Origin of the sequence: Rhizobium sp. CECT 9324 (assembly GCF_918741265.1) — a bacterium.
GTDB lineage: Bacteria > Pseudomonadota > Alphaproteobacteria > Rhizobiales > Rhizobiaceae > Allorhizobium.
Genome location: NZ_CAKKMZ010000003.1, coordinates 73,649 through 85,345, shown reverse-complemented (window position 1 = coordinate 85,345; position 11,697 = coordinate 73,649). Strand labels below are relative to the sequence as shown.

Below are 11,697 nucleotides of genomic sequence, written 5' to 3'. Positions count from 1 at the left end.
ATGGCGACCGACGAGCAGAAGGCCATGTGCTATGTCCTCGATATCCTCCTGACGAAAGGTCAGGAGTGGGAACGGCGCGATCCGAACGCTTCACAGAAAGCTTCGCGCGCCGCCAAGGCGAAATTTTCCTCGATAACCAAGAACGAGCTGGAGACCCACCTGATGCACGGTGGTCCCAAGAGCGAGTTCGCCGAAGATAAAGTCATCTTTCTAACCCCGCCAGCCAAGGAAGATGCCGGTATAGCCGCGCTGTGGTGCCGTTGGGACTACGAGAAGGCCCTTCCCCGTTGCGGCTTCTATTTCGGCCTGTGGTCACCCCGGGCTTCCTTTCCCAAGGTCGCCACGGAGCAGCCGAAAGATAGGCAGATCGGGTTCATAGGGTACCGCTTCGAAACACCGGAAGAGGATGACAACCACAACTATTACCATTCGCAGCCTTGCCGTTCGATGGGTAGCAAGGACGACGAGATCGAGGTTTCTCTGCCCTTCTCCTATCGAATGCCGACTTGGCCACTCGCCGCGAAGTGCTCGCTCGAGCTGCTTCTATGCGTGGTCACGTCGATATACGGCATGAAAGGATTGCTGGATCTGGAAGAAACCATCAGTCTCGACACACGAGCGAGGCAGAACCCCCTGCTACGTGCCGCGGTCAAGAGCCTCTTGGACACTCGTCACTTCAAAGCCGCCGGCTGAACGATGATCCAGCAGATTTGAACGAAGTATTCTATCAAGACGGTCCTGGTCGCGGGTCTCGCACTCCCAAACCACAACTACATTCCAGCCGGCGAGAGCCAGAAGCTCGTAATTGCGGTTATCCCTTGCCACGTTTGCCTCGAATTTGGCATTCCAGAACTCGGTTCTTGATTTGGGAGTGGAGCACATACGGCAGTTCGCATGGCGGTGCCAGAAGCATCCATTGACGAACACAACGGTTTGCGATTTCCGGAGCACCAGATCCGGCTTTCCAGGAAGGTTCGCCTGATGCAACCTGAATCGCAACCCAAGGCCATGGACTGCTTTCCTGACGACGACCTCTGGCTTCGTATGCTTTCCCTTGACACGGGCCATCAAAGCGGAACGCTCGGGTGTTATCGAACTGGAACTATTCGGCGACAAATCATCCATCGAAGCATACCATCTGAACTTAATGCGAAAGCCAGATAAGCCAAATTTTCAACTGGATTATGGCGTCGCGGATGCAATCTCGTTCAGATGGATCTTGACCGATCGAGCTATCGCCTGAGCTAAGAGGACAGGCACGGCGTTTCCGATCATTCGACCCATCTTTTTGAACTGGATTGGCTCGCCAGGCGGGGCAAACGCATACTTCGGAGGAAATGATTGAAGGATTGCGCCCTCTCTGAGCGACAAACCCCGATCCTGCTCGGGATGTCCGAACCTTCCATTCCCGAACCCGAAGAACTGCGTGGTGATCGTAGGTGAAGGATCGTCCGCGGTCATCCTTCCGTAGACGGAGACATAGCCGTCACCGCTCTTGTTCTGGTGACATTTGGCGACCAATTTGTCGTCCCAATCCTTCCACGATCCTCCGGGGCGGGATGCTCTTATTCGCTTCAGATTGATCTCGGAGAGACGGCTTGCCCTATGCATCGGATCGCGCTCATCGATCTCGCCGGCCTTCAAGACCGGAAGATCGCCGATAGCCTCCCTCACGGTGGAATAGGAATCGGGCGTGTGCGTTGGAGCGATGAAGCGGATCGGCCCTAGCCTGGATGCGACCAGCACGAGCCTCGACCGACTTTGCGCGACACCGTAATCAGGAGCGTAGATAACCCGCTTGTCGACTGAATAGTTGTGCTTTTCCAACATCTTTAAGAAGCGGTCGAACACTTTTCCACCTTGGAAGGCGAGCAGCCGGGGAACGTTCTCCATCGAAACGATGTCGGGTTCGATGTCGCATATCAGCTCCGCGAACTTTTCGACGAGTTTGTATTTTGGGTCCTCGTTTTTCTGATTGTAACTCGAAAAAGGCTGACATGGAGCGCAACCGACCAATATCTTCGGGCCAGATGGTGAAAACATCCCCGCGAGCTCGGAAGCAGTTAGGGATGCGACGTCTTTCTCGAAGAACGGCGCACTATTATTGTGTTCATACGCAAACCGGCAACTGGCATCGACGTCTATTCCCGCTGCGACATTGAAGCCTTCGAGGTGGAATCCATGGGTCAGGCCTCCTGCGCCACAGAATAAGTCAACAACCGAACCTGAAACGCTAAAGCCACTATCGACGACGCGACTTGATCTGTCAGGATCTTTGTGGGTGATATTCTGCAATGTCTGTCTTCCTCGGATCGCGGACCAATCGGCCGTCCACCGCTGGTGGCGTCAAGTGGCATGTGCCTGACGTTATATAATTTCGATGATTTTCGCAACTTTATTGAATACGTGATTCGTCATTATAAACATGAGTTTACCGGAAATATGATGCGGTGTTGGCGAAGTTGCGATGACAGTTGATGTGCGGCAGGGCGCGCAACGTCGGTTTGATATTCCGAGATCGAAGCCCCAGAGATCGTGGGCGATATGTGTGGCGCCGGCAACCACAGTTAGGCATGCTAGGCAAAATCAGTTCTGAAGGGCGCGTTATGGACAAATTTGCAGTGGAGGCGGCGCTCGGCGTACTCGCAAATAACATGCGTCTTTATGTCGAAGCCCAGGCCCGCTTTGCGGGACTATTCAAAATTGACCGCGAGGAGGCCATCAGCAACGTAGATCGCGCCTTCGAAGCCAAGCTGGAAGCCCTTCATACGCTTTACGACATTTCCCAGCGGTATTTCCCTTGGTTCGAATTTGGCGATACTTCCGTGCTGATCGCTTTAAGGAATGCTATTCACCACCGCAATCATCCGTTGTTCCGCAGTCTCAACCTGGAGCTTTGGCTGAGTCCAGGGCCGGAAAGATGGGTGGGAGCCGCGTTCCTGCTTGCCAAACACCGAGTAAAAGGCGAACCGCGAGGAATGATGGAGCAATTCTACAGGCTCGAGGATTTTCGCTCCCGCCTAGATCCGGATCTCTCATCGCCGTATCTGGACACATTCCTTAACGAGATCAAAGCCAGGCAGCGTTACAACCAGGTCGCAGGCCATCTTTCATTTGCAAAAATTCACGAGACGGGTCTTCGAGAACGCTTTCCTCCCAATCAAATCTATGTCGACATAATCCCGGTTTTCGTATCGGCAGTTTGCCGGATATTCAAAGCCCTGCATGCTGAGGGAATAGAGTTTAAAGGTTTCGATGCAGCAGTGTATCAGGCGGCGTTCACGACGGAGATACAGGTTGACCTGAACGCGCTTGTTTACCGGACGCCACGTCTTCACAGGCTGTAGTCGGCGGCAAGCCGGGCGATAGGTGGGTGGCTTTTGACGCTGCTTAGTCGCATGGATCCAGCAATCATCCCAACCGCTCTGCACGGTGGTCAGCCCCAACTTTTCGATCTGCTGATGGTTGCGCTTGCGTCGTCCTGCGACTTGGCCGTAGATCGACTTATGGACGAACCTTCCAACCCTACTCCATTGGTCAACGACGCCGCCCGCGAGGCGGTCGATTCATTGCGTGGCTACTCCTACCAGATGCTTCGGAGTATTGAGACATGGCTCGACCTGGGCCCGGGCGAAATCCTAGTCCTGGAAGGCGCCGAAGATCTCGACCGGGTCGGCCTCTCGGGAGCCACCGTCGAGCAGGTCAAGGACACGGCTGGATCAGGCGGGCTGACCCTGCGCAACCCCAATGCCCTGGCGGCCATCGGCCATTTCTGGGAACATTGTCAGCGGAACCCGTCGACCGCCATTCAGTTTCGCTATTTGACCACGTCCGTGATCGGTCGCGAGCGAGGTGACGATTTGGGTCTTGCGCGGCCGGCACTCGAGATCTGGCGCGACATCCGCCGCTCTCCAATGACGACAACATCGATAGCCAGCGCAAGCGTCATTCAAAGTTACCTTTCGGCCCGAGACGAATTTCCACATTCCTTTCGTGAATTCCTAGTCAGTGCCCCCGTCGGGGACTTCATCTCGCGCATCATCCAGCCGTTCGAATGGGTGACGAGCCAGCCCGTCGCCGACGTTCTTTGCCGCCGGATCGAAACCAGGCTTATCGAACTTGGGGAAACGCGGAGTATTGGGGCGGCGGACGCCGCCGATGCCCTTGCAGCGCTCCATCTCGAAGCCTGGAGGAATGCTACCGATCATGATCGCGAGCCACTTCGGAGGGGTGATTTTCTACGCATTCTAGACGCCGCGGGAACTAGCGCAGTCCCGAACGACCTCATGTTCAACCTGTTCCGGCAGGCGATGGGTCAAGGCGCGGGACAGGCGGCCATCCCTCATGCGGACGTGAGGATCGGAAAGCCGCCACTCTACGGGAGGAGGTTTGCCCGCCCCGGATTGGAAGAAGGGATTCGGGAGGCACTGCTCGGCGGTCCCGTTCAAATTCATGGTTCGACCGGCATGGGGAAGACTGCCCTGGCCGCGGCTATCGTACCCGCCATGGGGGCCATCGGTTGGATCGACCTGCGCGATCTCGACAGGACTGCAGCCTTGACGAGGCTGCAGTCGGCGCTCTCGTTCGTGAAGGAAGCTGTCGCGGGCACGACCATTGTCCTTGACGATTTCGATCCGGGCGATGATCCGCGGGCCTTCGCTCCGGCCTTGAGTGAATTGGCTACGTCGCTGAAAAGGAGCGGTGGCGCCCTTCTGATTACTTCCGGACATCGGCTGCCGCCCCGGCTGGCGACCGCGATCGATATCTCGGGCGACCACATCCTTGCCGCTCCATCCTTCGAGACGGAAGAGATCGCCGCCTACTTCGCCGATTCCGGCTGCCCGGATGAAGCGGCAGATACCTGGGCGAAAATCGTCTTTGCCTCCACGAGCGGCCACCCCCAACTCGTCGATGCCCGCTTGTCTGCTTTGCAGCAGCAGAACTGGCCCAAGCCGTCCATCGGAGAGTGGATGGCTCCGACCACTGAGATCGTCGATGTGCGTGCCGAGGCAAGGCGGATGGTTTCAGCGCTGCCCGAGGATGAGCGGGAACTGCTTTGCCGCGCGAGCCTGGTGATGGGCCGGATATCGCGCTTGCGGCTTCAGGCCATTGGTGGAATTTTTCCTTCGATCAAAGAACCAGGTCACATCGTCGATCGGTTGATAGGTCCGTGGTTGGAGGTGACCGACACATCCGACCTTCGCGTCTCGCCGCTCCTTCGCGGCCTCGGGACCGACACGCGCACGCCATCCTGGAATATGGATATGCATGCGAGCATCGCCTGGGCGTGGCTCGCCGATCCCTCGCTCGACGCTGGCGACGTCTCGACCCTCCTGATGCACGCGATCATTGCGAGACAGATCGGGCCTCTCCTCCACATCCTTCCCAGTCTTTTAGAGGCGCCTGCGGAGGTCTGGCAACAGATCGGCGAAACCGCTCGCATCTTCACAATGATGGCCATTGACGAAAACGATCTTTCGTTGTTTCCGGCGGCGGTCGATCGGGCCGTGTTCCGGATTCTGCAATTGCGAATCGCCGTGGAGGCGCAAAAGGACGAGATTCCGGCCATCATCAAACGCGCCCTGCAGGAGTCCGAAAGACGTGCGTCGGATGATCTCGCCACCGACTTTTTCGACTTCTTGTTCCTGTGGCAGGTCTTGCGGCTGGACACGGTCACGCATGACCTCCCGTTCCTCGTCTCTCTCGGCATTCGGTTTAGGCAGGCGGCGGAGAAAGTCGGCAATGGCCTACTGCGACTGGAACAGCAAGGAGGAGATGTCCAGGTAGACTTTCCTGACCTATCCCCGATATTCTCGCTCACCTTGGCGCACTCGCTTGCGGACGCGCCGGCATTTGGCAGGTTGCTCGATATCGTTGAACCCCTGGCGATTGAGGACAGACGTTTCATCTTGCCAGGTCGTTCCGGTGACCTTGATGCGGCGTCCGTCATGCTCGACCGTCTTTGGCTGAGCGAAATCGACCGACCCGAGCGGGACTGGGATGCGTTCGCTGCCCTGCTTGAGCGAACGATCGCCATCGCGCTTAAGGCGGAAATGTTCTCACTTGTTGATTCTGCCGCCGCACTTTTGGTGCGTGTGACCGACGAAGACCTGAAAGATGCCAGGTCCGCGCTTTCAATCGCCAACCGGACTGCGTCGAGGATTGCAAATCCGGTCCGTGTGCTAGCGGCCAAGGGCAAGGTTTTTTACCGACTTGAAGATACCGCGAGCGCGCTGGAAATCTACGAACAGATCCTGCCGGCTTTGGATGTGTCTGCTTCTTATCGCGCCGGCGTCTGGCGCGATGCCGCGCTCTCAGCCGCACAGGCGAAATTATGGCCGATGTGCGCGAGTCGCTTCGTAGAAGGCTTAGCTGCGCTCGCGGATGATGACCCGATCGAAAGACATGTTGGCTTCGGCTTTGACTGCGCTCTCGCGCTTTATCTCTCTGGCGAGTTTCGTGCCGCAGTCGATGCATTTTCGCGCGCGCTCGACCTGATCCTGGAAGACGGCCGCGAACTGCCACCCGAACCGTTTCTGTCGGTGCGGCAGTACGGATCGGAGGCCATGAAGCGGGTGCATGCAAACGCCAGCCAGAAAAGGCAAGGCAACATTGACGTGGAGGCGATCGTCGGCCGTAGCAGCGCGATCGAGACGCTTGGTTGGGAACAGAACCATCCTGCCAGCATTGCCTTGCTGGCGTGGCAACTTCTAGATCTGCAATTGTTGGCACCGGGTTATGATAGGGTTTCGATAGTTCGCTTGGCAGAATTGATCAGGCGCTCCCGTGATGTCGCGGTTGTTGCGACGAATTGGGAGACTTTGACTCGGCTTGCCATCGTCACGTCCGACCTCGAGCCATTGGTATGTGACCTCGTTCGGGGATATGCATATTTCGATCGCTTGCTTCAGCTGCGCGATGCCGGGGAAGACATCTACCAGCAACTCGACGCCGATCCCCCTGTTCCACCACTAAGCGAAGCAGCAGCCGTGCTGATCATGTGCTGGATCCTGGCCGTTATTATCGCGCTCATGGCAAAGGATAGTCTCCAGTTACTGCCGTTGCGTCGTTGGCAGGAGGATCTTCCTGCCGATGAGAACTATGATCGTCTGTGCGATTTTCTAAGCCAAGCGGAGGATCGCTTGTTCAGGCCCAATGACCCATGGGATAGTTTTGCAAAGGGCGAACCGACAGCGGACGCGCGGATTCTCTCAGCCCTGGGTTCCCTGACGCGCAACAGGACGGCGGCCGAATTGCTGACCGCGCAAGCGATGGTCGCTTATGATCTCAATCCGACGCCGATTGCCGCCTTTGTAGCAGAACCGCTTTCGGAGATCGTAACGAGAAGTTGGGAGCATCTCTGTGAGGTGCCGGCCTTGTTGGCGATGCCACGGCTGTCCGTGCCTCAGATCCGCACGGCGATATCCTCGACGCCAGCAGGTTGGCGGCGCATTCAATCTGTTCTCCGTTCCGCTCTAACGGCGATTCCCAACAATACAGCGCGGGATCTACGAAGGTTCATCGATGCACTGCAAGACAGATAGTCAAGAGCTGAAGCCCGAGCGATGATTTTTGGACATAATCGGGCAAATTGGGGGCCTTAGTCCTTCCGAAAGCGGGGTCGTTGGTTCGAACCCTTTCAAGGCGAGCCATGGCGGCACTGTACGAAAGTGCTACGTCGCCGAATAGGAAATGCACTTCCTTCCGCCCCCGTATGCAGATTTCGAAATTTGTATATGGTCTGGGAATTGATGCTATAATGAGTGCCTCACATACCTTGGGAGGGGTCAATGTGGAGCCGCACGATTTTGATACTTCCGTTGGCGATGGCCGTTTCCTCTATCCAGGCCCATTCGGCAGAACGCCTGCCATTTCATGTCTCGCATTTCCAGGACGATGTTACCGTCAATCTGACTGTAACATCGCTGCACACATCACCCGTCCAGGACTACGACTTCGATGTGACCATCGGCCTGACGGAATTCGATAGCGCGGGTTCGATCAAATACACCGACCAGGGAAGCCATGACGTCCGTGTAAAATGCGACGGCGCGGGTAAGGTCTTCGTCGGTGGTGCGATTTACGTTCCAACGAGGGGTGTCGCCGGAAGCGACTGGAAAGAAGACCTTTGGAAATCGGTATGTATGTCCCCGGTTTCATAGCCCGCAGGCGATGCAGGATTGGCAGCGCGACGGATATAGGCAATGTTGACCGACGCCTTCCTGCCAGAGATACTGACGCCATTGGTGTACACCCAATCATTGGCCCCAAACATGCCCGGGACCTCTTCGATTATGCGGTCCGAGACTACGAGTGGTGATTTTAAAAGGCTTGCCAAAGACTCGAGGCGTTGGGCGACATTGACTGCGTCACCGATCACGGTGAACTCGTCATGAAAACCGCTTTCAATAACCCCGCCCAAAACGGTGCCATAGTGAAGGCCGATCCCCGCGTTCAGACAGGGGCCACCCCTGCCAATGTTGTTGTTACGCCACTCGTCGAGTTCAGTAGTCAAAGACAACGCGCAGGCCAATGCCCGCTGAGCATCGTCCGCCTTGGGCTTCGGCTGCCCGAACACCGCCATCACGCCATCACCGATGAACTTGTCAACGGTTCCGCCATAGGCGAACACCGTGCCGGCGACGATGTGCCGATACTCACCGAGGACACGGGCAAGCTCGCGTGCGGAAGCCGTTTCCGCATATGACGTGAAGTCGCGGATATCGACAAACATGATCGCCGCGTCCCGCCGCTCGAGGTCAAGGTTGGCACTGGCAGTTTGAAGATCGGCGACGACTGTTGGCGAGAAGAAGCGTGACAGGTTCATGCGCTTCTCCTCGATCCTTAACGCTTGCCTGATGGTGCGGTCGTGATCACGCGCCAACAGATACACGGCCATCGCAGTGAAGGCGAAACTCATGGTCAGGCCGAGGTCCTGATTGAAGAAGTTGGCCACTAGTGTTCCGGGCGAGCTGGCGTGATGACGGAACGCCATGAGGGTAAGCATAAGCACCCATGCCAAGACCACGATCGTCGAAAACAAAACGATTAGCCTGCGTTCCAGCTTCAAGGCTACGTGGTTCAGAAGGATGAACGAGACGACCAAGCTCGACGTCGTAAGGGCGTGATCTTCCGTGATCGGACTAGCCAGAATGTGTTCATAAAGGATCACCACGACCAAGGCCGCATCGAGCGCCACGAACAGTGCGCCGAGGTGTTTGTGTGCCGGGAAAAAGGCAGCCACCGCGACGGATGCCACGCTGACGATCAAATAGACCAAGCTGACGATGGCATGGGTCGTAAAACTGGCGAGCCCGTCTCCGAACAGGAGGTTGGCGAACAGGATCGAAAGGACGACGAACCGCAGCGAGGCCGACCGTAGTTCCCGGGTGGAAGCGCTATTGCTGAAAGGCGATGATTTCTGTTCCATTGATCCAGGTCTGTACGATCGGCATATGCCGATCTAAGAAGTTGAGGTCGAAAGGGCCGAGCCTTGGAAGGCCCGGCCCGGTCCCGTTACTTGACGTCCGTGACCGTGATTTTGCCCTCGACGCGCTCGGCGACGAACTCAATGTTGGCGCCTTCCTTCAGTTTTTCGAGCATGGCGTCGTCTTTGACGCGGAACACCATGGTCATGGCGGGCATCTCGAGGGATTTGAGTTCCTCGTGGATAATCGTGACTTTCTTCGCTTTGGCATCGACCTTCTTGACGGTACCCTTGGTGAATTCGGCGGCGATCGCGCCGGAGGCGAGGGCAACTGCGAGAAGGGCTGTCGAGGCGAATTTGATGATGGATTTCATGTCATCTCTCCTTGCTTCTAGTTATTTCTTGGCCACGGTCACGTCGCCGTGCATTCCGGCGTCGTAGTGGCCGGGAACGAGGCAGGCGATCTTGAAGGTGCCGTCATTGGTGAACTTCCAGATTATCTCGCCGGACTTTCCCGCAGCCAGGCGGATCGCGTTCGGATCGTCGTGTTCCATTTCCGGGAATTTCTCCATGACAGCTTTGTGCTCCATAACCTTGTCTTCTTGGTCGAGGACAAACTCGTGATCCAACTCGCCCGCGTTCTTGATAGCGAACACGACCGTCTGGCCCTTGCGGACCTTGAAGGTGTTTGGCGTGAAGATCATCTTGCCGTCGTCCGTTTCCTTCATGGAGACCCGGATGGTCTGTGTAGCCTCCGCCTTCTTGCCGGGCTCACCGACCGCCATGGCAGCGTCATGGCCGCCTTCGTGTGTGCCGGAGGCGAGGACGGGTGTGGCGAGCGCCGCGAGAAACATTGCGATCATTGCAGTTTTCATAGTCTTGTCCTTTAGTTGGTTGGGAGAGAAGATCAGCCGTGCTTCATAGGCTTGGGCGTGATTTGGGTCTTTGCGTCCTTGGCCTTGGTTGCGTCGGGCAGCTCGCCCGTCCACTCCCAGGCCTGCGTTCCGGGTGGGTTTTCATACCAGCCAGGATCGGTGTAATCGTCCGCCGCGATGCCCTCGCGGACCTTGACGACGGAGAACATGCCGCCCATCTCGATGGGACCGTGCGGACCCCATCCGGTCATCATCGGAACGGTGTTCTCCGGAATTTCCATTTCCATCTCGCCCATGTCCGCCATACCGGCGGTTCCCATGGGCATGTATTCGGGCTGGATTTTCCTGATCTTTTCGGTGACGGATTTCTTGTCGACGCCAATGAAGGTGGGCACGTCATGGCCCATTGCGTTCATCGTGTGGTGCGACTTGTGGCAATGGATCGCCCAGTCGCCCGGATACTTGGCGTCGAACTCGTAGGCACGCATCGCACCAACCGGGATGTCGATGCTGACCTCCGGCCAGCGGGCTTCTGGTCGCACCCAGCCGCCATCGGTACAGGTCACCTCAAAGTCATAGCCGTGCATGTGGATCGGATGGTTGGTCATCGTCAGATTGCCGACACGGACGCGCACCCTGTCGTCCTTTGACACGACCAGCGGACTGATCCCCGGAAAGATGCGGCTGTTCCAGGCCCAGAGGTTGAAGTCTGTCATCTCCATGACGCGCGGAACATAGGTGCCCGGATCGATGTCGTAGCCGCTGAGCAGAAACACGAAGTCCCGGTCGACGGGCATGAACTTCTCGTCCTTCGGGTGGATGACGAAAAAGCCCATCATGCCCATCGCCATCTGGACCATCTCGTCCGAATGCGGGTGGTACATGAAGGTACCGGACTTCACGAGATCGAACTCGTAGACAAAGGTCTTGCCGACCGGGATGTGCGGTTGCGACAGCCCGCCGACGCCGTCCATGCCGGACGGCAGGATCATGCCGTGCCAGTGGATGGTCGTATGTTCCGGCAGCTTGTTGGTCACGAAGATACGAACACGGTCACCCTCGACCGCCTCGATCGTCGGACCCGGGGACTGGCCGTTGTAGCCCCAGAGATGGGCGGTCATGCCTTCGGCCATCTCGCGCTCGACGGGTTCGGCGACCAGGTGGAATTCCTTGACACCGTTGTTCATGCGATGGGGCAGGGTCCAGCCGTTGAGGGTGACGACCGGGGTGTAGTCCGGCCCCGAAGAAGGACGAACTGGCGTCTGGGTTTCGGCGGTTTCCATGATGGCCGCTTCAGGCAGGCCCATGTTGGAGGTCTTCGCCCATGCGGCAGTCGAAACGAGGGCAGCCCCTGCGCCGAGCATCTGTCTTCTGTTAAACATGTCTTTGTCCTTT

9 protein-coding genes are annotated in these 11,697 nt (G+C 57.2%); 3 read left to right on the top strand and 6 right to left on the bottom strand.

The features are described 5' to 3' along the window. On the top strand, positions 1 to 693 hold the full coding sequence (locus LQ231_RS26190; protein WP_230175167.1) for a hypothetical protein: 693 nt from the start codon (positions 1 to 3) through the stop codon (positions 691 to 693). Here LQ231_RS26190 and LQ231_RS26185 read toward each other — a convergent pair. Together LQ231_RS26185 and LQ231_RS26180 are read right to left on the bottom strand one after the other, a co-directional pair. Continuing rightward, positions 637 to 1,125: a very short patch repair endonuclease gene (locus LQ231_RS26185; protein ID WP_290371394.1), complete on the bottom strand. Its 489-nt coding sequence runs from the start codon at positions 1,123 to 1,125 to the stop codon at positions 637 to 639. The genes LQ231_RS26190 and LQ231_RS26185 overlap by 57 nt on opposite strands. Positions 1,126 to 1,182: 57 nt before the next feature. Then, complete coding sequence (locus LQ231_RS26180) at positions 1,183 to 2,295, bottom strand: DNA cytosine methyltransferase (protein ID WP_230175165.1); 1,113 nt, start codon at positions 2,293 to 2,295, stop codon at positions 1,183 to 1,185. Between the two features lie 311 nt (positions 2,296 to 2,606). Between LQ231_RS26180 and LQ231_RS26175 the strand changes: the two genes are divergently transcribed. Further along, complete coding sequence (locus tag LQ231_RS26175; RefSeq protein ID WP_230175163.1) at positions 2,607 to 3,347, top strand: hypothetical protein; 741 nt, start codon at positions 2,607 to 2,609, stop codon at positions 3,345 to 3,347. A gap of 159 nt (positions 3,348 to 3,506) precedes the next feature. Beyond that, entirely contained in the window at positions 3,507 to 7,544 is a 4,038-nt protein-coding gene (locus LQ231_RS26170; RefSeq protein WP_230175161.1) for a hypothetical protein, read from the top strand. A 536-nt stretch (positions 7,545 to 8,080) separates the two neighbouring features. Here the strand turns inward: LQ231_RS26170 and LQ231_RS26165 are convergent. From LQ231_RS26165 to LQ231_RS26150, 4 genes are all read right to left on the bottom strand, one after another. Continuing rightward, positions 8,081 to 9,430, bottom strand: coding sequence for an adenylate/guanylate cyclase domain-containing protein (locus LQ231_RS26165; protein ID WP_230175159.1), 1,350 nt, complete (start codon positions 9,428 to 9,430; stop codon positions 8,081 to 8,083). Between the two features lie 86 nt (positions 9,431 to 9,516). Next, on the bottom strand, positions 9,517 to 9,801 hold the full coding sequence (locus tag LQ231_RS26160; protein WP_071207859.1) for a copper-binding protein: 285 nt from the start codon (positions 9,799 to 9,801) through the stop codon (positions 9,517 to 9,519). Positions 9,802 to 9,822: 21 nt separating this feature from the next. After that, on the bottom strand, positions 9,823 to 10,302 hold the full coding sequence (locus LQ231_RS26155) for a plastocyanin/azurin family copper-binding protein (RefSeq protein ID WP_071207861.1): 480 nt from the start codon (positions 10,300 to 10,302) through the stop codon (positions 9,823 to 9,825). 32 nt (positions 10,303 to 10,334) lie between these two features. Beyond that, on the bottom strand, positions 10,335 to 11,684 hold the full coding sequence (locus tag LQ231_RS26150) for a copper oxidase (protein ID WP_230175158.1): 1,350 nt from the start codon (positions 11,682 to 11,684) through the stop codon (positions 10,335 to 10,337). Positions 11,685 to 11,697: the final 13 nt, after the last annotated feature.

Bases quoted from the DNA above. Each gene is read 5' to 3' on its own strand.
- LQ231_RS26190 (WP_230175167.1), top strand. From the start codon at position 1: ATGGCGACCGACGAGCAGAAGGCCATGTGCTATGTCCTCGATATCCTC.
- LQ231_RS26185 (WP_290371394.1), bottom strand. From the start codon at position 1,125: ATGGATGATTTGTCGCCGAATAGTTCCAGTTCGATAACACCCGAGCGT.
- LQ231_RS26175 (WP_230175163.1), top strand. From the start codon at position 2,607: ATGGACAAATTTGCAGTGGAGGCGGCGCTCGGCGTACTCGCAAATAAC.
- LQ231_RS26170 (WP_230175161.1), top strand. From the start codon at position 3,507: ATGGACGAACCTTCCAACCCTACTCCATTGGTCAACGACGCCGCCCGC.
- LQ231_RS26165 (WP_230175159.1), bottom strand. From the start codon at position 9,430: ATGGAACAGAAATCATCGCCTTTCAGCAATAGCGCTTCCACCCGGGAA.
- LQ231_RS26160 (WP_071207859.1), bottom strand. From the start codon at position 9,801: ATGAAATCCATCATCAAATTCGCCTCGACAGCCCTTCTCGCAGTTGCC.
- LQ231_RS26155 (WP_071207861.1), bottom strand. From the start codon at position 10,302: ATGAAAACTGCAATGATCGCAATGTTTCTCGCGGCGCTCGCCACACCC.
- LQ231_RS26150 (WP_230175158.1), bottom strand. From the start codon at position 11,684: ATGTTTAACAGAAGACAGATGCTCGGCGCAGGGGCTGCCCTCGTTTCG.